This is a genomic window from Bradyrhizobium sp. RT6a, from assembly GCF_040547675.1.
Lineage (GTDB): Bacteria > Pseudomonadota > Alphaproteobacteria > Rhizobiales > Xanthobacteraceae > Bradyrhizobium.
On sequence record NZ_JBEPQC010000008.1, the window covers coordinates 75,051 to 98,445 of the forward strand.

Consider the following 23,395-nt stretch of genomic DNA (forward strand, 5'->3'; position numbering starts at 1 on the left):
CCTAATCCGTGTACCTGATGCGCGGGTCGAACACGGCGTACAGCATGTCGACGATGAAATTCGCGCTCACCACGACGATGGCAATCAGCATCACCAGGTTCTGCACGATCGGATAATCGCGCCAGCGAATCGCCTCGACCAGGAAGCGCGCGACGCCGGGGATGTTGAACACGGTCTCCGTCACGATAAGGCCGCCGATTAGGAACGCCGCCTCGATTCCGATCACGGTGATGACGGGCAAAATCGCGTTCTTGAGCGCGTGCTGATAGTTCACGGCGGCGTCCGATGCGCCCTTGGCACGTGCGGTGCGGATATAGTCCTGCCGCAGCACCTCCAGCATCGAGGATCGCGTGATGCGCATGGTCAGTGCCGCGCTGCGGAAGCCGACGGCGGCGGCGGGCACGGCATAGGTCGCAAACGCTTCCAGCCAGGTCGCCGGATTGGGATTGAAGATCGGCATCTGGTTGAACATCGCCACCGAGGCGGTGAGGATGAGCAGGCCGAGCCAGAACGAAGGCAGCGACAATCCGCTCAGGCTCACCACACGCAACGCGTAGTCGAGCCTCGTTCCCTGCTTCACCGCGCTGATGACGCCCAAGGGAATGCCGATCGACGCCGAGAACAGCAGCGCCAGGCCGGCGAGCCGTGCGGTGATCGGAATCCGTGGCAGGATCTCCTGAAGCGCCGGCTTCTCGGAAACGTAGGAGTAGCCGAAATCACCGCGCAGGAAGCCGCTGATCCAGTGCCAATATTGCACCACCAGCGGCTGGTCGATGCCGAGCTCCTTCTCCAGATTGGCCTTGTCGGCGGGGTCGACATAGCCGGCCGCGGCAAACAGGATGTCGACGATGTTACCGGGGACGATGCGCAGCAGGAAGAAGATGACGATCGAGATCCCGAACAGGGTCACGAACATCAGGAACAGGCGCCGCACCAGATAGGCAAACATGCATCGCCTCCCGTCGAACCCGTCAGCCGCCTGCGCTACTTGTCCATCCAGACATCCTCGTACCGATAGCCGTTATAGGAACTGTTGGACATCACCGTCACGCCCTTGACGTAAGGTTGCCAGCAGCTGCCGGTACGTGCGTGGAAGATGATCGGGCGGGCGACGTCCTCCTGCAACTTCTTGTCGATGTCCCACACCAGCTTCTTGCGCTTGTTGAGGTCGGTCTCCTGGGACTGCACGTCGAACAGCTTCTCGATCTCCTTGTTGCAGTAATTGGTGTAGTTGCGCTCGGAGCCGCAGGAATAGTTCTCGTAGAAGGATTGGTCGGGATCGTCGACGGCATTGCCGGTCAAATTGAGCCCGAGCATGTAGTCCTTGCGCGCAACCTTCGGGAACCAATTTGCGGTCTCGACCACGTCGAGCTCGCCGTCGATATAGATGCTCTTGAGCTGGTCAATCAGGATCACGGCGGGATCGCGATAGACCGGGATGTTGCGGGTCGAGACCTTGACGGCGAGGTGCTTGTCCGGCCCATAGCCGGCCTTCTGCATCAGCTTTTTTGCTTCCTCGCGGTTGGCGTTGATGTCGGGGCCGTAGCCCGGAATGGTCTCGAGCATCTCCTTCGGCATGCCCCACAGCCCGTTCGGCGGCGGCAGCAGGGTGCCGCCGACGTCGCCCTGACCCTCGAACATGATCGAGATGAAGGCCTTGCGGTCGAGCGACAGCGCCATGGCGCGGCGGATGTCGATATTGTCGAACGGTGGCGCGGACGAATTGACGATGATGTTGGTGGCGACATTGTTGGGTTCGACCACGCAGACCGCGTTCGGCGCCTGCGATTTGACGTCCTTGAGAAGCGGGATGCTCACTTCGGTCGGGAAGGCCATATCGAACTTGCCGGCGACGAAGGCGAGAATGGCGGTCGAGCGGTTCGGGATGATGGTGAACTCGATGCCGTCGAGATAGGGCCGGCTCTTGCGCCAATAGTCGGGATTGCGGGTCAGCTTGATCGATTCATTGGCCTTGAACTCGACGAACTTGAACGGCCCGGTCCCGATCGGGTGCGTGCGCATGTCGCCGGGCGAGACGTGGCAGGGATAGACCGGCGTGTAGCCGGAGGCGAGCAGCGCCAGCAGCGAAGGCTGCGGCCGCTTCAGGTTGAAGGAGACCTCGAGATCGCCGTTGGTGGAGACGTCGTTGGCCTGTTCGTACCAGCTCTTGCGCGGGTTCTGCCGGAACTTCTGCTGCGACTTGCCCATCAGCATCTCGAAGGTGCATTTGACGTCAGCCGAGGTGAACGGCTTGCCGTCGTGCCACTTCACGCCCTGGCGCAGCTTGAAGGTCAGCGTCTTGTTGTCGTTGACCCAAGCCCAGCTCTCTGCGAGCTCGGGCACGATGGTGTCCATGCTGTTCTGCGCCACGTCCTGCTTGTAGATGACGAGGTTGTTGAACACCGGCATGAAGGGAACGTTGAGCGAGTAGGTCGCGCCTTCGTGGATCGAGGCATTGCCGGGACTGTCGCGGTGATACATCCGCAAAATGCCGCCCTGCTTGGGCTCGCCGGCGAGTGCAATGGTCGAAAACGCCAGCAAAGATAGCGCCGCCGTCGCGGCGAGCGCCCGTACGCTCCGCATCCTCGTCCTCCCTGGACATCAGCCTTTTGCGGCCTGTTTGAGCAGACGATAGCGACGCGAGCGCGGTGAGGCAACCGGCAAGGTCTGCTACTCTCTCGGCAATTCGGATGACGGAAGGCCGCAGGGGCGGCTCTCTCACAAATTGCGAGACGTCCCTCCGGCGTCGTCCTCGCGAACGCCCGGACCCATGACCCCAGGGAGGTGTTTGGCGAAGAAAGTCGTTCGGTATTGCTACCTCCGACGATCGTGAGATCACGCGGTATGGGTCCTGGCATTCGCCAGGACGACAGCGGTTTTCACACGATCCTTGACGCCTTGTTCCCCCAATACCGGTCCCGAAGGAGCCGCTTGTACAGCTTCCCCGTCGGCAGCCGCGGCAACTCCTTTTCGAAATCGACCGAGCGCGGCACCTTCTGCCGCGAGAGCGACGCCCCGCAGAACGCGATCAGCTCTTCGGCGAGCGCCTCGTCCGGCACGACGCCCGGCATCGGCTGCACCACCGCCTTCACCTCTTCACCGAGATCTGGATTGGGCACGCCGAACACCGCGGCGTCCGCGACCTTGGCATGGGTGATCAACAGATTCTCGCACTCCTGCGGATAGATGTTCACGCCGCCGGAGATGATCATGAAGGTCGCGCGGTCCGTTAGATAAAGGAAGCGGTCCTCATCGACATAGCCGACGTCGCCGACCGTGCTCATGCTGCCGTCGGCCGAGCGCGCTTCCTTGGTCTTCTCCGGGTCGTTGAAATATTCGAATGGCGTAGCCGTCTTGAACCAGACCTGTCCCGGCGTGCCGGTCGGGCATGGCTTCATATTCTCGTCGAGAATGTGGAGGTCGCCGAGCAGCACCTTGCCGACGGTGCCGCGATGGGCGAGCCATTCAGCGCTGTCGCAGGCGGTGAAGCCAAGTCCTTCGGTCGCGCCGTAATATTCGTGGATGATCGGTCCCCACCATTTGATCATGTCGTCCTTGACCAGGGCCGGGCAGGGCGCGGCGGCATGGATCGCGATCTCGAGAGAGGAGAGGTCGTAGCGCTGTCGCACCTGCTCCGGCAGCTTGAGCATGCGTGAGAACATCGTCGGCACCAGCTGGGTGTGGGTTATACCCCATTGCTCGACGAGCTGGAGGTACCGCTCGGGATCGAAATTTTCCATGATGATCGCGGTGCCGCCCATCCGGATCGTCAGGTTGACCGCGGCCTGCGGCGCCGAATGATAAAGCGGCGCCGGGGAGAGGTAGATCATGCCCTCGCGGTATTGCCAAAGCTTTGTCAGGAAATCGAACAACGGCAGATTGTGCTTTGGCGGCTCCTCCGAAAGCGGCCGCAGAATCCCTTTTGGCCGTCCCGTCGTGCCCGATGAATACAGCATGGCGGTACCGAGCCATTCATCGGGAATCGGCGTCTTCGGCAGCTCGGCGGTCACCTCAGTGAGACCAACGATGCGCACACTCTCGCCCGGGCCGTCGGCGACGATGCACAGCCCGATGTCGGGGCAGACCTTGATTGCCTCGCGCGCGATATCGAGCTTTGCAACCGAGGTGATCAGGATTTTGGACTGGCTGTTGACCAGCAGATAAGCAAGTTCGCCCGGCGTCAGGAACGAGTTGATGCAGGTGTAGTAGAGACCGGAGCGCTCGCCCGCGCCGCAGGCTTCGAGGTAGCGCGAATTGTTCTCCATGAAGATCGAATAATGGTCGAGCCGCTTCAAGCCGTGCTTGCGGAACAGATGCGCCAGCCGGTTGCTGCGCACATCGAGCTCACGATAGCTGACGGCCTCGCCAGTCGCCGCCATGATGAAGGCAGGCTGGAGCGGGCGCAGGCGGGCATGTTGACCTGGATACATCGGTCCTCCGGCTTTAGATCATGCGGCAAGAAGCAGAATTTCGCGCAACTGCGCGGGACCGTCGATCTTGCGCGGGTTGCGTGGGATCCAGTTCGTGCGCATCGCAGCGTCCGCGATCGCGTCGAAATGTTCCGGCGAGACGCGTACATCGGCGAGGCTGCGGGGCATGCCGAGCGAACGGATGAAGGCATCGAGCACGTCGGCCGCCTTGTGGCCGGGAAAGCCCATCGCGGCCGCGACGATCATCTGGCGCTCGGCATTGTCGGGCGCATTCCAGCGCATCACAGCCGGAAGCATGACGCAGGAGGTGTAGCCATGCGGCACATTGAAGGCTGCGCCCAGCACGTAACCGATGCCGTGGCTTGCCCCCATCGGCACGCCGGCAGCGAGCGCGCCCATCGACAGCCATGTGCCGATCTGCGCATCCATGCGCGCGTCGAGGTCAGCAGGGTCTGCCTTCACCCGCGGCAGCGCGTCGGCGAGCATCGCGAGGCCCTTCACCGACTGCGCGTCGGCATAGGGGTGCGTCTCGCGCGAGCAGATCGCCTCGACGCAATGATCGATGGCGCGGATGCCGGTCGAGAGGAATAGCCATTCCGGCGTGTGCACGGTGATGGCGGGATCGAGGAAGTCGCGCGCGGAACGCTGAGCGGATGCCGCAGCATCTGTTTCACATGAGCGGTGCGGTCGGTGACGCCTGCGACCGAGCTGAACTCGCCGCCGGCGATCGTGGTGGGCACGCTGATCTGACGCACGGTCGGCGCCGTCATCTCGGGCGCGACGCCCTTGTGCACGCGGATACGTTCGATGCCGTCGACATCGTCGATGCCGTTGGCAAGGCAGAGCTGCACCGCCTTGGCTCCGTCGGTGATCGAGCCGCCGCCCACGGTGACGATCAGGTCGGCGCCCGCTTCGCGCGCCGCATTGGTGGCGGCGATCACCGCCTCGCGCGGTGTGTGGGCTGGCATCGCGTCGAAGACGCCCGCGCAGCGTGTGCCCAGGGCTTGTTTGATCTTCGCGATTTCGTCGGTCTGCCGGTTGAGCGTGCCCGAGACCATCAGGAAGGCGCTGCGCGTCCCCAGCCGGTCCATCTGGGCGACCACGGCTTCGGCCGCGGGGTGGCCGAACACGACCTCCTCGATGGCGCCGTAAACGACACGTCCCTGGTGCACGCCTGTCCTCCCCGGACAATTCGTCTTGTTTTATGAGGGGTAATCTAGCCGAGCCGGCTCCGCCCGTCATGTGTGAAGACGCTGTCGCTCTCTCGTCCACCTTTCCCCAGTCTTGCCGGAGAGAGGCGAACAAGCCCTGTCAACCCGTCATCCGGCCAGGGCATTCTTCCGAGCATTGCGCGTGCGGTGGTCTTGAAGAGTTCATCATTGAAACCCATCTTGCGGCGCCCGCGGGTACAGGCGTACCCTGCTATTTCCGCGGTTTTTATGCGAGGACCTGGGATGACTGGACCGGACGGAAGCGAGCAGTTTGTCAAAAGGCACGATTTCGTTTCGCCTCGACCTCGCGTGATCGCCGGGCTTTTCGCCGCGGCATTCGGTCTTGCGGGCTGTGGCCAGCCGACCCCGCAAGCGGCCGCGCCGCCGCCGGCGCCGGTGACGGTAGCCCAGCCGGTCAAGCGCACCGTCACCGATTGGGACGAGTTCACCGGCCGCTTCGAGGCCATGGAGGAGGTGCAGGTCCGCCCGCGCGTCGGCGGGTTCGTCAACTCTGTCGAATTCCAGGATGGCGCCATCGTGCGTCAGGGTGATCTGCTCTATGTCATCGACCCTCGTCCGTTCGAGGCGGTGGCCACGCAGGCGGAGGGGCAGCTTTCCGATGCGCGTGCCAAGGTGGAGCTTGCAAAGCGGGAGCTCGATCGCGGTTTGAGCCTGGTGCAGACCAGCGCCGTCTCCGAGCAGGTGGTCGATCAGCGCCGTCAGGCCTTGCAGGCCGCGCACGCTGCCGAAACACAGGCCGAGGGTGCGCTCAAAGTCGCCAAGCTCAATATCGAATTCACGCATGTGACGGCGCCGCTGACCGGCCGCGTCAGCCGCCATCTTGTCAGCCCTGGCAATCTCGTGCAGGGCAGCGATACCGGAACGTCGACGCTGCTCACCTCGATCGTGACGCTCGACCCGATCTATATCTATTTCGACATGGATGAGGCGACCTTCATCAAATACAGCAAGCTGTGGTTCGAAGGCCGCCGCCCAAGTTCGCGCGATACGGCGAACCCGGTGCAGGTGACCCTCGCCGGCGAGACGAAACCATCCCGTGAAGGCAGCATCAATTTCCTCGACAACCGCCTCGATGTCTCCACCGGCACGCTGCGCAGCCGCGCCGTGATCAAGAACACCGATCTGTCGATCCTGCCGGGTCAGTTCGGTCGCGTCCGCCTGATCGGCAGCGCGCCCTATGAGGCGCTGCTGATTCCCGACGTCGCGGTCGCGACCGACCAGTCCCGCAAGATCGTGTTCGTGGTGAAGCCTGATGACACCGTCGAGGCACGTCCGGTGACGCTGGGGCCGCTCGATGACGGCTTGCGCGTAATCCGCGAGGGGCTGAAGGCGGAGGACCGCGTCATTGTCAACGGCATCCAGCGCGCCCGCGTCGGCGCCAAGGTCGCGCCGCAGACTGCACCAGCGCCGGCTGGCGGCAAGCCCGGTGACAAGTCATGAATCTCGGCCGCCTCTCCATCAACCAGCCCATCCTCGCCATGGTGCTGTCGATCGTGCTGCTGATCGTCGGCGCGATCGCATACACCACGCTGCCAGTCTCCGAATATCCGCAAGTGGTGCCGCCGACCGTCGTCGTCACTACGCAATATCCCGGCGCTTCCGCGCAGACCGTGTCCGACACGGTTGCAGCTCCCATCGAGCAGGAGATCAACGGCGTCGAGGACATGCTGTATCTCTACAGCCAGGCGACCTCGAACGGCCAGCTTACCATCACCGTCACTTTCAAGCTCGGCACCGATCTCGACAAGGCCCAGGTGCTGGTGCAGAACCGCGTCGCGATCGCGCAACCGCGCCTGCCTGAAGAGGTTCAGCGCAACGGCGTCACCACGCGCAAGAACTCGCCCGACATTCTGATGGTCGTGTTCATGCTGTCGCCCGACGACACCTTCGACCAGCTCTACATCTCCAACTATGCGCTGCTCCAGGTCCGCGATCAGCTGCTGCGGATCGACGGCGTCGGCGACATCCAGATCTTCGGCGCGCGCGATTATTCGATGCGGCTATGGCTCGACCCCGACCGGATCGCCAATCTCGGCCTGACTTCTGCTGAAGTGCTCGCCGCGATCCGTGCGCAGAACGTGCAGATCGCGGGCGGTCAGATCGCCGAACCGCCGATCGCCGACCGCGCCTTCCAGCCGAACCTTACCTTCACCGGCCGTTTGAAAGACCAGAAGCAGTTCGAGGACATCCTGATCAAGGCCGGCTCGGACGGCCGCACGGTGCGCCTGCGCGACGTCGCCCGTATCGAGCTCGGTGCGCTCGCCTACTCCACCAACAGCTTCCTGCTGCGCAAATCGGCGGTCGCGATGCTGGTGACGCAGCGGCCGGGATCGAACGCGCTCGCGACCGCGAAGAATATTTCGGACACGATGACGAAGCTGAAGGAGACCTTTCCGAAGGGCCTCGACTTCAATATCGGCTACAACCCGACCGAGTTCATCGCGCAGTCCGTTCATGAGCTGATCAAGACCATCTACGAGGCCATGTTGCTCGTAGTCATCGTGGTTCTGGTGTTCCTGCAAGGGTGGCGGCCCGCGATCATCCCGATCATCGCGATCCCGGTTTCGCTGGTCGGCACCTTCGCGGTGATGGCGGCGCTCGGGTTCTCAATCAACAACCTGACGCTGTTTGGGCTCGTGCTCGCCGTCGGCATCGTGGTCGACGACGCCATCGTCGTGGTCGAAAATGTCGAGCGGCATCTCGAGCATGGCATGAGCCGGCGCGACGCCGCGCTGAAGACCATGGAGGAGGTCGGCGGCGCACTGGTATCGATCGCGCTGGTGCTCTGCGCGGTGTTCGTCCCGACTGCGTTTCTGGGCGGCATTTCCGGCCAGTTCTTTCAGCAATTCGCCGTCACCATTGCGGTTGCGACCGCAATCTCCTGCTTCTGTTCATTGACGCTGTCGCCGGCGTTGGCCTCGCTTCTCCTCGTCCCGCACGAGGAGAAACGGCCGCCGGCGCGCTGGAATCTTGTCGCACGCGGCTGGAACGCTTTCACCGGCGTCTTCAACCGAGTGTTCGACCGTCTCGCCCATGGCTATGCGGGCCTAGCCAATTTCGTGATCCGGCATTCGGCGGTGATGATCCTGATCTACGTCGTGCTGATCGGCAGCGCCGGCTGGCTGATCGCGACTACCTCGCAGGGCTTCATTCCGGCGCAGGATCGCGGCTACGTCATCATCTCCGTGCAATTGCCGGGCGCGGCCTCGCTGGCACGCACCACCGAGGTCGTGCGCGAGATCGAGCGGATCTCGCTGGATACGCCCGGTATCATCCGCGTCGCCGCCTTCGCCGGCTTCTCCGGCGCCACGCGCACGCAGGCCGGCAACGCGGCGGCGTTATTTCCGGTGTTCGACGAGCCCGAGGCGCGGATGAAGAAGGGATTGTCCGCGAACGCCATCACGGTCGAGCTGCGCAAGCGCCTGGCCGCGATTCAGGGTGCCTTCATCATCGTGATTCCGCCGCCGGCCGTACCCGGCATCGGCACCGGCGGCGGCTTCACCATCCGCATTCAGGACCGCCAGGGCCGTGGGCCGGAGATGCTCGCCGCAGCTACCGACGAGCTCGTCGCAGCGGCGCGCAAATCGCCCTCGCTGCTCGCTCCCTCGGTGTTCTCGCCGTTCTCAGCCAACACGCCGCAGCTGTTCGTCGACATCGACCGCACCAAGGCGCAGAAGCTCGGCGTTCCCATCGCCGGCATCAACGACACGATCCAGACCTATTTCGGGTCGACCTATGTCAACGACTTCAACCTGTTCGGGCGGACCTACCACGTCACCGCGCAGGCGGATTTCCCGTTCCGCAAGGAGCCCAGCGATCTCTCGCGCCTGCGCACGCGCAACGCTTCCGGCGACATGGTGATGCTCGGCAGCGTGGTCGAGTTCAAGGACGTCTCGGGCCCCGACCGTGTCGCGCGCTATAATCTCTATGCGGCGTCCGAGTTGCAGGGCGAGCCCGCGCCGGGCACCAGCTCGACCACCGCGCTCAACGCCATCAAGAAGCTCGCGGACGACACCCTGCCGAGCGGCTTCACTTTCGAATGGACCGACCTGTCCTACCAGCAGATCACCGGCGGCAATGCGGGTCTCTACGTGTTCCCGATCTGCGTGCTGTTCGTCTATCTCGTGCTCGCCGCGCAATATGGCAGCTGGACCTTGCCGTTCGCGGTGATCCTGATCGTGCCGATGTGCCTGTTGGCCGCCACGATCGGCGTGCGCATCATGGGGCAGGACGTCAATATCCTCACCCAGATCGGCTTTGTCGTGCTGGTGGGATTGGCGGCGAAGAACGCGATCCTGATCGTCGAGTTCGCGCGCGATATCGAGAACGAAGGCAAACCGCGGCTGGAGGCCGTGATCGATGCCTGCCGCCTGCGCCTGCGGCCGATCCTGATGACGTCCTTCGCCTTCATTCTCGGCGTGCTGCCGCTGGTGATATCGTCCGGCTCGGGCTCGGAGATGCGGCAAGCCGTCGGCGTCGCCGTGTTCTTCGGCATGATCGGCGTCACCCTGTTCGGACTGTTGTTCACGCCGATCTTCTACGTGGTGGTGAGGAACCTGGCCGAGGGGAAGAACGAGGGAAAGCCGAGGGTGGTGGCCTGATCGTAGTCAGTGCAGCCGCCAGCGCATCAACACCCACAGTGTCGTCCCGGCCTAGTGCGCAATTGCGCACGGGGGCCGGGACCCATAGCCACAGGGCGGAGTTTGATGCGAAGCTCGCAACCACGAGTCGTCGCAAAACGACGCCCTGTGGTTATGGGTCCCGGATCTGCGCTGCGCTTGTCCGGGACGACGCCGTCTGCTTGGCACGCCCTTCATACTAACGACCAACATGCAATGGATGGGCAGGCGCGGGGTTCTTCACTACTATCCGCGCGATTTCAAACAGAAAACTGCTGGGAGCTAACGAATGAAATCAGCACTTTTGGCCGCTGTCGCAACCTCCACCCTGCTGCTGGCCGCGCCGGCCTCTGCGCAAGGCGTCAAGATCGGCATCCTCAACGACCAGTCCGGCGTCTATGCCGATTACGGCGGCAAATGGTCGGTCGAGGCCGCCAGGATGGCGATCGAGGATTTCGGCGGCGAGGTGCTGGGCCAGAAGGTGGAACTCGTCACCGCCGACCACCAGAACAAGCCGGATCTCGCGACCTCGATCGCGCGCCGCTGGTACGATGTCGAGAACGTCGACATGATCACGGAGCTGACGACGTCGTCGGTTGCGCTCGCGATCCACGAGCTCTCTAAGGAAAAGAAGAAAATCGACATCGTCGTCGGCGCTGCGACCTCGCGCCTCACCGGCGATGCCTGCCAGCCCTATGGTTTCCACTGGGCCTATGACACCCGCGCGCTCGGTGTCGGCACCGGCGGCTCGCTGACCAAGGCCGGCGGCGACAGCTGGTTCTTCCTCACCGCGGACTACGCCTTCGGCTACGCGCTGGAAAAGGACACCAGCGAGATCGTCGCGGCCAATGGCGGCAAGGTGCTTGGTTCGGTGCGCGTGCCGCTCAACTCCTCGGACTTCTCCTCCTTCTTGCTCCAGGCGCAGAGCTCGAAGGCGAAGATCGTCGGCCTTGCCAATGCCGGCCTCGACACCACCAACTCGATCAAGCAGGCGTCCGAGTTCGGCATCGTCTCCGGTGGCCAGAAGCTCGCGGGCCTCCTGATGACGCTGGCCGAAGTGAACGGCCTCGGCTTGCAGGCCGCGCAAGGCCTGGTGCTGACCGAGGGCTATTACTGGGATATCAACGACCGCACGCGCAATCTCGGCGAACGCTTTCTCAAGCGCACCGGCCGGATGCCGAACATGATCCAGGCCGGCACCTATTCGGCGACGCTGAGCTATCTCAAGGCGGTCAAGGCCGCCGGCACCAAGGATCCGGATGCGGTGGCCAGGAAGCTGAAGGAGCTGCCGATCGACGACGACTTCGCGCAAGGCGGCAAGGTGCTCGAGAACGGCCGCATGGTCCACGACATGTATCTGTTCGAAGTGAAGAAGCCCTCGGAATCGAAGAAGCCGTGGGACTATTACAAGCAGCTCGCGGTCGTTCCCGGCGAGAAGGCGTTCTTCACCGCCAAGGAGAGCGGCTGTCCGCTGACGAAGTGAAGGTCAGGACCGCGCCAATAACTCCCATGTCGTCCCGGCGAAAGCCGGGACCCATAATCCCAGGGAGAAGTTGTGGGCCCGAACTGGTAACTCCTAGTCTTCGTCAAACCACATCCCGTGGTTATGGGTCCCGGCCTTCGCCGGGACGACACTGAGTGTGTGGCGGTTGCCCGCCCGTCACACCAGCCGCAGCACCAACGCTCCCAGCGACCCCGCCCACAATGCAATGGCCGCGATGCCCTGAATAAAGAATCCCGGGCCGCGTTTTGCAGCGGCCTTGGAATAGCCGATGAAGTAGACGATGCGGCCGGCGATCCAGACCGCACCGATCGCCGCTGCGCCGGCATCGCTGATGTAAATCGCAAACAGCCAGAGCGACGGCAGGAAGATCGGCATCCATTCTAGCGTGTTCATCTGGATTCGGAACGCGCGCTCGAAATCCGGATGGCCCGACATTGCCGGCACCTTGACGCCGGTTTTGGTGCGCGAGCGCGACACGTTGATGGTGATGAAGAAGTAGAACAGGATCGCCAGCAGTGTGACGAGGGCGGTGAGGTGATACATCGCTAGTCCCTTCGAAGAAGTCCCGGTTCAATACCCGGTCAGCTCGAGATAGCCAACGCCGTCATGCGTACCGGCAAAGCTGATCGGTCCTTCCCAATAGGAAAAACCGGTCCCCATCCACGCCTTTGGATTGAGCGGCTTGCACTCGATCGAGAAAGACCGCGAGGGGATCGCGATCTGCCATTCCACCGGCAGCTTGTGTCCCGCGACCTCGGCGGTCGCCTTCGGACTCATCTGGATGTCGTCGCCCGCGATCATGTGCGTGTCGCCGGCAGCCGAGATCCAGTTGCCGAACGGATGATTCTGGCCATCTTTTTGGCGCAGCCGGTACAGCATCAGCTTGTCGCCGGATGACAGGTGCAGCGACAGCCAGTCCCAGCCGGTCTGGTCGGTGTCGAGCGGCTGGCTGCTCCATTCGCGGTCCATCCAGGCTTGGCCGGAAACATCGACCGGCCCCTCGTCGATGGTAAGCGTGCCGCGGGCGCGATAGAACGGCTGGCTGTAATAGTAGGAGGCCTGTCCGCGCTCCGACTTGCGGCTGTAGCCGCGATCGCCCTGCAACACCACGGGGCGATCGGCCTCCAATGTCAGCGCGTAACTGAAGTCGGCGCCCGAGGCCTTCAGCGTCAGCGGCGCCAGGGTTCGATCGCCGGTGTGCTCGGATCCGTTCATCTCCCAATCGTCGATCCATGCCGCAAACGGTTTCGCGGTGACGCCGGCCTGTCCTACACCGCCGCGGGAAAACAGCTCGCTGAAGCGGTGGGTGTCGGCACGCGTCACCGCGGCATGCGCCATCCACACCTGCTGGTTGGCCCAGCCCTCGCCTTGCGGTCCGGGCTGCATCGCCTGACGGAACAGCGTCCATTGCAGGCCGCAAGCCGCGCCGCTGCTATCGACAAGATTCGCCGTGAGATACCACCACTCGATGCGAAACTCCGGATGCGGCCCGTGATCGCCCGGAAAGGCGAACGTCTTTCCCGGCTCGACCTTCGCAAACCCGTCGGCGGTTTCACCGAGGCCGGCATAGCCCTGCGCATGTGTGCGGCGCGCGAGAGCGAGCGCCGCGATGCCGCCGGCGAAGGTGCGCCGCGAGATCCTGTCAGCGCTCATTGGCAAACACCTTGACGAGGCTCGCCGGTTGCATCCGGGCCAATCGGATCATCGGCAGCAGGGCGGCAAGCAACGAGGCGAACAGCGCGACTGCGACCAGCTCGACCAGTTGCAACGGAAACACATGGAACGGCAGCCGCCAGCCGAACGCCTTCACGTTGACGATCGCGATCAGGCACCACGCCACCAGCAACCCGAGCGGCACGGCCAGAAGCGACGTGAACAGCGCGACCGACAGCGTCTTGGTCAATTCGATCGCGGCAAGGCGCGGCCGCGTGATGCCGATCGCCCAGAGCGGCGCGAGCTGCGGCAGGCGCGAGTTCGCCAGCGTGAGAAGGCTGGTCAGCAGCGCGATTCCGGCGACGCCGAGCGTGAACGCGTTCAGCGCCGAAGTCACCGCGAAGGTGCGGTTGAAGATCCGGATCGACTCCGCCTTCACCGTCGCCTGGTCGGCGACGCTGCGGTCGTCGAGCGCAAACTGCTTCTGCAGCGCCGCGATCAGGCCGGGGATATTCTCCTTCGCGACAATCAGGCCGATGCGCGTCTGCGGCGTCTGCGGAAATTGCCGGATCAGCGCCGCGACATTCACCGCAAGCTGTCCCTTGGGGTTGCCGTAGTCGGCATAGATGCCGACGATGTCGAGCTGCCAGGTCCCACCCGGAGCCGGTACGTCAACGACATCGCCGACGCGGACGTTGAGGCGGCGGCTCAGCTGCTCGCTGATGAAGGCGGCATTGCCGGGTATGAGCCGGGTCCAGGCACGCGGCGCGGCTTCCAGCAGCGGCCAGCGCTCGCGATAGAGCGCATGATCGGGCAGGCCGAGCAGCTCCACCGGCTGGCCCTGTACCTGCGTCTCGGCACGTCCGCCCGACAGGATCGCCTCGACATCGCGGCGCTCCTTCAGCCAGTTGCGGATCGCGACGCCTTTCGCATTATCGGAGGCACTGATGTAGACGTCGGCTGCGAGCCGCCCGTTGAGCCAGCCGATGAAGGTGCGGCTGAACGTCTCCACCATGGTGGACACCCCGACATTGACCGCGAGGGCGAGCAGCAGCGCCATCAGCGCCAGCGACAAACCCGAGAGCTGCTGCCGGCTGTCCGCCCAGAACCACAGGGCGAGCGGCCTCCGCGCCAAACGCTGCCCGGCCAGCAGGATGAGTTCGAGGAACGCGGGCAGGATCAACGCGGCGCCGAACATCAGCGCTGCCAGCACGCCAAAGCCCGCGATCAGCGATTGCCCGTACTGGAGCAGCAACAGCGCGACGGCGAACACGGCGCAGGCAGCCCCGCTTTGCAAGATCAGCCAACGGCGCTGCCTCTGTTGCCAAGCGCGCGGCTGCGCGGTCGCCAGCACCGGCATCCTGACAGCCTTGATCAGGCTGGTCGCCGCGGCCACCAGCGCGCCGGCAATGCTGATGCCGATCCCGGCGAGCCACCATTCGGGCCGCAAGCTGAGCTGCCCCGGGATTTGCGCGCCATAGAGCCCACGCAGGGATGCCGCGACGTCGGGCAAGAGCGCGGCCGCAATGAAATAGCCGCAGGCAAGCCCGATCAGGCCTGCGACCAGCGACAGCGCCACGAGCTCGACCACCAGCACAGTGTTGACCAGTCGCGCCGAGGCACCGCAGGCACGTAGCGTGCGCAGCATCGGCAGCCGCTGCTCGAAGGCGAGGCCGACGGCTGAATTGACGATGAAAAGACCGACGAAGAACGACAGGAGGCCGAACGCGGTGAGGTTGAGGTGAAAGCTGTCGGTGAGACGCTCCAGCTCGGTCTCCGCATTGGGCTCGACCCGCTGCAAGCGGTCGCCGACAATGCTTGCCAATGGCGCGGGCTTGCCCTTCGCTTTGCCGATCAGAAGTCGCGAGATCTGATCGGGCTTATTCAGCAGCCGCTGTGCCACGCCGATATCGACGACGAGCACGTCGGGCACGAGCTGCGGCAGCACGCGCAGCGGCGTCAGTTTTGCGCCGTTGCTGATCACTGGTGCCGCGCCCTCCTGCTCCTGCAAATCGTTCAGCGTCTCCCGTGCCACCAGCGTCTGGCCCGGCGGCGCGATGAAGTTGCTGAGATCCGAAGCGCCGAGGCGCGGTGCATTGCCGACATCGACCGGCAGCGTCACCGGCTCGATGCCGAGCAGCCGGACCGAGCGCCCGTTGACCTGAATCCGTCCCTCCAGCATAGGTGAGACCGGCCAGCCGGCGCGGCGGAGCTTGACGAACAGCTCCTGCGGAAATGTCGCGGCATCAGGCGCGACCAGCATCGGTGTGCGCGCGCCGCCGAAGGTTGCCGCGGCGCGGTCATAGGCGTTGCGGGCCTGCTGGTTGATCGCCTGCACGCCGCTCCATAGCGCGGTCGCCGCGATCAGCCCGATCAGAAGCGTCGCGAATTGCATCTTGTGGCGCCGCCAATGACTGAGCAGCACGGCGAGGACCCAGAGCGCGCGCCTCATGCGATTCGCCCGGCATGCAGATTGACGTGGCGATCGAGTGTCGCGGCCAGATGCAGGCTATGCGTCACCATCAGAAAGCCGCAGCCGGTGCGCGTGACGAGGTCGCGCGTCAGCGCAAGCACGTCCTCGGCGGTGGCCTCGTCGAGATTGCCGGTCGGCTCGTCCGCCAGCAGCAACGACGGCTTCGTCGCCAGCGCCCGGCCGATCGCGACCCGTTGCTGCTGTCCGCCTGATAATTGTTCTGGATACCGCTTGAGCAGGCCGCCGAGCCCGAGACGCTCGATCAGCTCCTCGTACCAAGCTGTGTCGTACCGGCCGGCGATCCGCGCCTGAAACGCCAGATTGTCCCCGACCGACAGACTCGGGATCAGATTGTACTGTTGAAACACCAGGCCGATCCGGTCGCGCCGCAGGCCGGCGCGTCCCGCATCCGACAGTTTGGTGACCTCAGTGTCTTCCAGTCGGATCGTGCCGCCATCGGCGGCATCGAGCCCGGCGATCAGGTGCAACAGCGTGCTCTTGCCGCTGCCGGACTCGCCGGTCAGTGCGACGCGTTCGCCGGCCTTGAGGTCGAGATCGACGCCGCGCAGGACATGGACCGGCTCACCGGCCGAAGAGAACGTCTTGGAGAGGTTTCGGATGCTCAGCACGATGAATGGCGCCGGACGGAATTAGCGGAATTGCTGCGTAGCACACTTGCTGCGGAAATGCCGGGTTGCGTTGGTATTGAAGCCGTTGTTAGCTCCTAAGAGGACCAAGTCAAAAAAGTGCCAAACAGGGACGACGGGGAGAATGATGAGCGCTCAGGCAACGCAGCCCGCGGCGGGCAAAATGACAGGGACGTCCAAGGAAACGCCGAAGGGTGCCTGGACCGTTACATTTCTCCTGTTTCTTTTCATGCTGGTGAACTTCGCCGACAAGATCGTCGTCGGTCTTGCGGGCGTTCCGATCATGACGGAGCTGAAGCTTGAGCCCGAGCAGTTCGGCCTGCTCGGCTCCTCATTCTTCTTCCTGTTCTCGATCTCGGCCATCGTGGTCGGCTTCATCGTGAACAAAGTGCCGACCCGCTGGGTGCTGCTGACGCTCGCGGTGATCTGGGCACTGACGCAGTTTCCGATGGTCGGCACCGTCTCTTTCACCACGCTCCTGATCTGCCGCATCGTGCTCGGCGCCGGCGAAGGCCCGGCGGCCTCGGTGGCGATGCACGCGGTCTACAAATGGTTCCCAGACGAGAAGCGCACGATGCCGACCGCGATCCTCTCGCAGGGTTCGGCCTTTGGCGTGATCCTGGCGGTCCCGGCGCTGAACTGGATCATCGTCAACCATTCCTGGCACTATGCGTTCGGCGCGCTCGGAATCGTCGGCTTGATCTGGGTCGCCGCCTGGCTCGCACTTGGCAAGGAAGGCCCGCTGGACACCCACGCATCGGCCGTGATCGAACCTAAAATACCCTATCTCCAGCTTCTGACATCGCGCACCTTCATCGGCTGCGTGACCGCGACCTTCGGCGCCTATTGGGCGCTGTCGCTCGGGCTCACCTGGTTCACGCCCTTCATCGTCAAGGGCCTCGGCTTCTCGCAGTCTCAGGCGGGCTTCGTCTCGATCCTTCCCTGGGTGTTCGGGGCGACCATCGTCATTCTCACGGGCTGGATCTCGCAGGTGATGCTGGCACGCGGCTACACGTCGCGGATCTCCCGCGGCGTGCTCGGCTCGGTGCCGCTGATCGTCGGCGGCCTGATCCTCGCGATGATGCCGCACGTCCAAGGCGCGGGCCTTCAGATCGCCCTGCTCGTGGTCGGCTCCGGCCTCTGCGGCGCGATCTACGTCGTCTGCCCGCCCATGCTCGGCGAGTTCACGCCGACGTCGCAGCGCGGCGCGGTTCTCGCGATCTACGGTGCGCTCTATACCCTTTCGGGCATCATCGCGCCGCTCGTGATGGGCAGCGTGATCCAGCGCGCCGGCAGCATGCTCGACGGCTACATGACCGGCTTCACCATCAACGCCGCGATCATGGTCGGCTCCGGCCTGCTCGGGCTGCTCCTGCTCTGGCCGAACACGGAAAAGGCGAGGCTCACCGGTGGTGCTACGCCGCAGGCAGCGCCGCTGAAGAGCGCGGTGTCGCCGACGTAAGGGCGCATCCTCGCCCCCCTACCACAACTGTCATCCCGGCCTTCGCCGGGACGACAATTGAGTGTTGCTCAAGCCGCGATTTTCCGCTTCCGCTCCGTGAACGGCGACAGCACCACTGTCGCGACCATGAAGATCACGGACGCGCCGAACACCCAGTGCGGCGCGCTCTGGTCCATGATCCAGCCGAACAGCAGCGGGCTGACGATGCCGCCGAGATTGAAGCCGGTGGAGACGATGCCGAAGGCGCGACCGGCCGCGCCGGGAGGTGCTGCATTGCGCACCAGCATGTCGCGCGAGGGCGCGATCACGCCGGAGAGGAATCCCGCGGCCGCCATCGTGGCGGTCAGCGCCCAGCCCGGCAGCGTGACCAGCGCGATCAGCAGCACGATCGCCGCGTTTGCGGCAAAGCAAGCGGCGGCGACATAGCCGTGGCGCTCGGTGTGGTCGGCAAGGAAGCCGCCCGCGAGCACGCCGGCGGCGCTTGCACCGAGGAAAGCGGTGAGCGCGACATTGGCCGCGGAATAGGTCACGCCATAGCCACTCATCAGCGCCACCACGCCGAAATTGTTGATGCCGGCGACCGACAGGCTGAGCAGCATGAACAGCGCCGTCAGCGTGATCAGCGCCGGCGTGATCACGGCCTGTTTGGGTGCGCTCTCGGTGCCCGGCTTGGTGTTGTGCGCGCCGGCATCGGGAATGTTCATCGTCACCAGCAACAGCGCGACCAGAACGCCGATCGCGCCCGATGCGATCAGCGCACCGGCACCGCCGGACACGATGACCAGTGCGGCGACGATCGCCGGCGCCACCGCGCCGCCGAAATAGCCTGCAAAGGTGTGGATCGAGAAGGCGCGGCCCATCCGTGCTTCGTCCATGTGCTCGGCGAGGATGGCGTAATCGGCGGGATGGTAAACGCTATTGGCGAGCCCGAGCAGCACGGCGCAGGCGATCAGCGAGGTGTAGCTCAGATGCAGGCCGAGCAGGATCAGCGCGAAGCCGCCGAGGGTAAGACCGCCCAGCAAAATCTTTCGCGCGCCAAAATGGTCGACGAGATAACCGGTCGGCGCCTGCGTCAGCCCCGACACCACGGCCGACACGGTCAGTGCAAACCCGAGCTCGACATAGCCGACGCCGAGTTGATTCTTGAGGAAGGGAAACAGCATCGGCAGGACCAGCAGATGGAAATGGCTGACCCAATGCGCGATCGAAATTCCCGTCAGCGTGCGTAGCGCGCTGTCCGCCTTGCCTTGTTGCGGTGCGGCGAGAACGTCGACCATTGCAGTTCCGTTTCACGTCCTTTGGAGACGCGCAAACTATCGGGCAGAGCGGTTATTTGTCCATGAACGCAGGCGCATGGCAGTAGCGCGGGGCAGGAGATTCCCCGCCGTCGTCCTGGCGAAAGCTAGGACCCATTCCCAGGAACCAGTTTGGCGAAAACTCGTGGTCCGGTACTGCGAGCATCCACGATCGAGGGATCACGCGGTATGGGTCCTGGCCTTCGCCAAGACGACGGCGGAGAGGAGGCGCGGGCCGTCAAAACACAAGCCGCTACCCCTCAAAACGGCTCGTCATCCGGCCCGTAGCGGTCGCGCTTCGGTGTCGCGATGTCGCCGTCTTCGTAATCATCATCTTCGGTGTCGCGCGGAGGCGGAGGCTTCTTCGCCTTGTCTTTTGCTGGCGTGTTGTCCGCAATTTTGGGCGGCGCGCTCGGCTTGCCGATCTTGGCCATGGCTGGTCCCGGATGGTGATGCTGCATCCGTCCTAGCCTGAATATATGGGCAGCTGCTGATTTATCTCAAGAACGGCGGCAAGGGCGCTCAGTGCACCACCGGGCCGCCGGCCTTCTTCCAGGCATCGATACCGCCGGCGATGTGGGCGGTGTTGGTGAGCCCGGCCTCCTTGGCGGCGGCGACAGCCATCGCAGAGCGTTCGCCGAAGGCGCAGAAGAACACGACGCGGCGGCCGGTGGCGGCCGCGACCTCGCGCAGCATGCCGCCGGGCTTGAGGCTGTCTTCAACGGACGGATAGGGCGTATGCAGTGCGCCTTCGAGCATGCCGTGCTTCATGCGCTCATTGGTCTCGCGCAAATCGACCAGCAGGATATCGGGACGGCCGAGGCTGCGGATCGCCTCGACGGCGCGGAGCGCGCGACCCTCTTTCTCCAGCTCCTCCTGGTGCAGGCCGACATGCATGTTGGCGGGCACCGCGACGTCCATCATCTTCGGATTGGGCAGCTTCAGATTGGCCATCAGCTCGATATAGTCGTCGACCGAGCGCACTTGGAGCCGTGGATTGTAGCGCTTCTCCTCGCCGATGGTGGAGACGGTGTCGCCCTTGTAGTCATGCGCCGGGAACACCATGGTCTCGTCGGGCAGCTTGAGCAGGCGGTTGAAGATCGAATCGTACTGCGCGCGCGACGAGCCGTTCTGGAAATCGGTGCGGCCGGTGCCGCGGATCAGCAGCGTGTCGCCGGTGAAGACGCGGTCGCCCATCAAATAGGAATAGGAATCGTCGGTGTGGCCAGGCGTGTACATCACGTCGAGCGCCAGGCCCTCGATCGTCACCTTGTCGCCGTCGGCAACCCGCATCGCCACCACGTCGGCCTTGGTCTGGTCGCCCATCACCGTCATGCAATGGGTGCGATCGCGCAGCTCGCCAAGGCCGGTGACGTGGTCGGCATGTAGATGGGTATCCACGGCCTTGACCAGCTTGAGATCAAGCTCGCGCAGCAGCTGGCAGTAGCGGTCGACCTTCTCCAGCACGGGATCGAGGATCAGCGCCTCGCCGCCGGCGCGGCTCGCCAGGAGATAGCTGTAGGTACCCGAAACACTGTCGAAGAGCTGGCGGAAAATCATGGCAAGACCCGGCGTGAATTACCCGGAGATTCTACTACATTTCGGGCTCACAAGAGAAGCAATTCACTGTGTAAGCAAGAAAATTTGGAAGATTTTTATTCCTGTGACGGGCGGGCGGGCGTCACCCGGCCACCGCTGTCATTCCCCGCGAAGGCGGGGAATCCAGTACGCCGCGCCCTCTCCGTACCCTCGCCGTCTCGGAGTACTGGATCGCCCGCCTTCGCGGGCGATGACACCGAGTGTGCCGCGACGCTTTGCCCCGACAAAAGGCTCAGGGCCGCACCAATGTGTACCCGTTCTCGCTGAGAAACAGGATCTGCCCCACCCCGACCTGCACCGGTGTCGCCGAGGGGATGAAATCCGGCCGCTTGCCCGTCTCCCGCTCGATCGTGTCGACGGTGTTGAGGCAGATGTCGAAGCGTACGCCTTGCGCGATCAGGCTCTCGACCTGCTTGCGGCGCTCGCTGCCGGTGAACAGGAGATCGATGCCGGGACCGAAGGCCACCACCTCGATCGCGACCTTGTCCGGGTCGTAGGCCTTCAGCAAATTGTTGGCGACGCTGAGCACCAGAGCTTGCTTCTTCGCATCGCCATCGGAGAGCTGCAGCACGATCTTGTGCTCGGCGAACGGCTTGTCCTGGAGCGGCACCTGTTGCGCAAAAGCCGGCGGCATCGCCGTCCAGGCGAGCAGTGTCAGCAGCATCGCGGATAAGGTTTGCGACCGCATCATCCCTGTCCTGCGATGCCCGGATTGCCCTCGACGCCTTTCAGCGTGACGCCGGAGCCGAGCCGCTCCTGAAACATCCGGCCCGAGCGCAGATATTTTGCCACCACATCCCACACCGGCGCGCCCTGCAGGCCGTTGACCGAGGCCCAGCCCGCGACCTTGTAGCGGTGGCTGGCACTGAGCGCCTTGCCGCCATTGAGCTTCAGCTCCGAGATGCGGCTGCCGATCGCCGCCGTCGGCATGCAGGTGTAGCTGAGCCCACCGGCGCGCACCATGTCGCCGCCCTGCTGGTAATAGGGATCGGCATTGAAGAGATTGTCGCAGACGTCTTCCAGCACGTCCTTGATCTGGGCTCCCGTCATCTCCTGCACATAGGTCTCGGGATAACTGATCGCGGTTTCCGCCAGCAAATCCTCCATTGTCAGCGCCTGGCCGGACAGCCCGGTGACGCCCCAGCGGAAGCCCGGCGACAGCGCGATCTCGGCCTCGAGCTCGGTGCGCAGCGCACTGCAGATCAGCTCGTCGACCGGGCCGGCGAAATTATCGCGGCGATACAGCAGACGATCGGGCGTCGCGATCTTGTCCGACCAATCGGTAACGAAGGGCGCCCGCAGCCGGCCGATCAGTTCTGCCATCCCAGGATCGGGCTTCAACAGCTCGGAATAGACCGGCAGCAGATGATATCTGACGTCGCCGACCTTGCCTTTGTCGAGCGTGAGATCGAGCACGGCAAGGAATTTGCCGTTGGATCCGGCATTTGTGACGAGCGTCGTGCCGCTCGCATTCTTCACCGCGATCGGCTGCGGGACCGCGTCATGGGTATGGCCGCCGAGGATGACGTCGATGCCGGTGACGCGGCTTGCGAGCTTGAGATCGACGTCCATGCCGTTGTGCGACAGCAGGATGACCGCATCGACCTTGTCGGTGCCGCGCAAGCCATCGACATGCTTCTGGAGTTCTTCCTCGCGGATGCCGAAGGTCCAGTCCGGCGTGAACCGTTTGGGATGCGCGATCGGTACGTAAGGGAAGGCCTGGCCGACGATGGCGACGCGATGGCCGCCGAGCTCCTTGATCAAGGAGGGCTTGAACACGCGCCCCGTCGCCTTGTCGAAGGCGGGGGCGTCGTTGAATGCGGCTTCCTCGGTCAGGAAAACGTTCTGCGCCAGGAACTCGCCCTTGAAGCGCGCGAGATTGTCGCGCAGCGCCTGCTCGCCGTAGGTGAATTCCCAATGCCCGGTCATCGCTTCGATACCGAGCAGGTTTGCGGCCTCGACCATGTCGCGGCCCTGCATGATGTTGGCGAGTCCCGTGCCTTGCCAGAGATCGCCGCCGTCGACGAGCACGGAGCGTTTTTCGCCGACATCGCCGCGCAAGCGGTCGATCAGCGTCTTCAGATGGGCGAAGCCGCCAAGCTTGCCGAAGCGGCCTGCCGACTTCTCGAACTCGAAGCAGCTGAAGGCATAGGCGTCCGCGCTGTCGGGCCTGATGCCGAAACGGTCGAGGAAGGCGCGGCCGACCAGATGTGGCGGCCGTCCCGCCATCTCGCCGATCCCAATATTGACGCTGGGCTCGCGAAAATAGACCGGATTGAGTTGCGCATGCGTGTCGGTGAGGTGAAGGATGCGCGCATTGCCGAACCGTTCGAGGTCGTAAATGCTCGCGGCCTCAGCACCGCGCGCAAGCCGCGGCAGGCTGAGCGATGCGGCAGCAAGGCCTGCATTCTTCAGGAAATCGCGGCGGCGGATCGCCATCCAGAAATTCTCCGCGCCCTCTCATGGTCGCAAGGCTGTTGC

The 23,395-nt window shown here is 64.0% G+C and carries 16 protein-coding genes and 1 pseudogene; 4 read left to right on the plus strand and 13 right to left on the minus strand.

Going from position 1 to position 23,395, the window contains the following annotated elements; all coding sequences use genetic code 11:
* Position 1 precedes the first annotated feature (1 nt).
* The 4 genes and pseudogenes from ABIC03_RS31255 to ABIC03_RS31270 form a co-directional block, all read right to left on the minus strand.
* Positions 2–949 carry an ABC transporter permease gene (locus ABIC03_RS31255; protein ID WP_354063811.1) on the minus strand — a complete coding sequence of 316 codons (948 nt, stop codon included), beginning with the start codon at positions 947–949 and terminating at the stop codon, positions 2–4.
* Between the two features lie 35 nt (positions 950–984).
* Positions 985–2,583 carry an ABC transporter substrate-binding protein gene (locus ABIC03_RS31260; protein ID WP_354063813.1) on the minus strand — a complete coding sequence of 533 codons (1,599 nt, stop codon included), beginning with the start codon at positions 2,581–2,583 and terminating at the stop codon, positions 985–987.
* A 296-nt stretch (positions 2,584–2,879) separates the two neighbouring features.
* On the minus strand, positions 2,880–4,430 hold the full coding sequence (locus ABIC03_RS31265; RefSeq protein WP_354063815.1) for an AMP-binding protein: 1,551 nt from the start codon (positions 4,428–4,430) through the stop codon (positions 2,880–2,882).
* 18 nt (positions 4,431–4,448) lie between these two features.
* A pseudogene (locus tag ABIC03_RS31270) lies at positions 4,449–5,602 on the minus strand (iron-containing alcohol dehydrogenase).
* Between the two features lie 282 nt (positions 5,603–5,884).
* Between ABIC03_RS31270 and ABIC03_RS31275 the strand changes: the two are divergent.
* From ABIC03_RS31275 to ABIC03_RS31285, 3 genes are all read left to right on the plus strand, one after another.
* Entirely contained in the window at positions 5,885–7,102 is a 1,218-nt protein-coding gene (locus tag ABIC03_RS31275; RefSeq protein WP_275168528.1) for an efflux RND transporter periplasmic adaptor subunit, read from the plus strand.
* Complete coding sequence (locus ABIC03_RS31280) at positions 7,099–10,263, plus strand: efflux RND transporter permease subunit (RefSeq protein WP_354063818.1); 3,165 nt, start codon at positions 7,099–7,101, stop codon at positions 10,261–10,263. The genes ABIC03_RS31275 and ABIC03_RS31280 overlap by 4 nt, the downstream gene beginning before the upstream one ends.
* Positions 10,264–10,570: 307 nt before the next feature.
* A complete protein-coding gene (locus ABIC03_RS31285; RefSeq protein ID WP_354063820.1) occupies positions 10,571–11,764 on the plus strand; it encodes an ABC transporter substrate-binding protein in 1,194 nt (397 codons plus the stop codon).
* 177 nt (positions 11,765–11,941) lie between these two features.
* On the opposite strand, the gene ABIC03_RS31290 is transcribed toward ABIC03_RS31285, so the two are convergent.
* The 4 genes from ABIC03_RS31290 to ABIC03_RS31305 are packed head-to-tail and all read right to left on the minus strand — an operon-like array spanning position 11,942 to position 16,540.
* Positions 11,942–12,328: an MAPEG family protein gene (locus tag ABIC03_RS31290; protein ID WP_354063822.1), complete on the minus strand. Its 387-nt coding sequence runs from the start codon at positions 12,326–12,328 to the stop codon at positions 11,942–11,944.
* Between the two features lie 27 nt (positions 12,329–12,355).
* Positions 12,356–13,438 (minus strand): lipocalin-like domain-containing protein, encoded by a 1,083-nt coding sequence (locus tag ABIC03_RS31295; protein ID WP_354063824.1) that lies wholly within the window; start codon positions 13,436–13,438, stop codon positions 12,356–12,358.
* Positions 13,428–15,890: an FtsX-like permease family protein gene (locus ABIC03_RS31300; RefSeq protein WP_354063826.1), complete on the minus strand. Its 2,463-nt coding sequence runs from the start codon at positions 15,888–15,890 to the stop codon at positions 13,428–13,430. Before ABIC03_RS31300 ends, ABIC03_RS31295 begins: the two co-directional genes overlap by 11 nt.
* On the minus strand, positions 15,887–16,540 hold the full coding sequence (locus ABIC03_RS31305) for an ABC transporter ATP-binding protein (protein ID WP_354063828.1): 654 nt from the start codon (positions 16,538–16,540) through the stop codon (positions 15,887–15,889). Before ABIC03_RS31305 ends, ABIC03_RS31300 begins: the two co-directional genes overlap by 4 nt.
* 145 nt (positions 16,541–16,685) lie before the next feature.
* Here ABIC03_RS31305 and ABIC03_RS31310 point away from each other — a divergent pair, with 145 nt between their 5' ends.
* Positions 16,686–18,020: an MFS transporter gene (locus tag ABIC03_RS31310; RefSeq protein WP_354063830.1), complete on the plus strand. Its 1,335-nt coding sequence runs from the start codon at positions 16,686–16,688 to the stop codon at positions 18,018–18,020.
* Positions 18,021–18,088: 68 nt separating this feature from the next.
* Here ABIC03_RS31310 and ABIC03_RS31315 read toward each other — a convergent pair whose 3' ends face one another.
* The 5 genes from ABIC03_RS31315 to soxB all read right to left on the minus strand — a co-directional run bounded on the left by ABIC03_RS31315 (position 18,089) and on the right by soxB (position 23,353).
* Positions 18,089–19,297, minus strand: a complete 1,209-nt coding sequence (locus ABIC03_RS31315; RefSeq protein ID WP_354063832.1) for an MFS transporter — start codon at positions 19,295–19,297, stop codon at positions 18,089–18,091.
* A 278-nt stretch (positions 19,298–19,575) separates the two neighbouring features.
* On the minus strand, positions 19,576–19,749 hold the full coding sequence (locus ABIC03_RS31320; protein WP_354063834.1) for a hypothetical protein: 174 nt from the start codon (positions 19,747–19,749) through the stop codon (positions 19,576–19,578).
* 88 nt (positions 19,750–19,837) lie between these two features.
* A complete protein-coding gene (locus tag ABIC03_RS31325; RefSeq protein ID WP_354063836.1) occupies positions 19,838–20,875 on the minus strand; it encodes an MBL fold metallo-hydrolase in 1,038 nt (345 codons plus the stop codon).
* A gap of 271 nt (positions 20,876–21,146) precedes the next feature.
* Positions 21,147–21,605 (minus strand): DsrE family protein, encoded by a 459-nt coding sequence (locus tag ABIC03_RS31330; protein WP_354063838.1) that lies wholly within the window; start codon positions 21,603–21,605, stop codon positions 21,147–21,149.
* A complete protein-coding gene (soxB, locus tag ABIC03_RS31335; protein ID WP_354063840.1) occupies positions 21,602–23,353 on the minus strand; it encodes a thiosulfohydrolase SoxB in 1,752 nt (583 codons plus the stop codon). The genes ABIC03_RS31330 and soxB overlap by 4 nt, the downstream gene beginning before the upstream one ends.
* Positions 23,354–23,395: the final 42 nt, after the last annotated feature.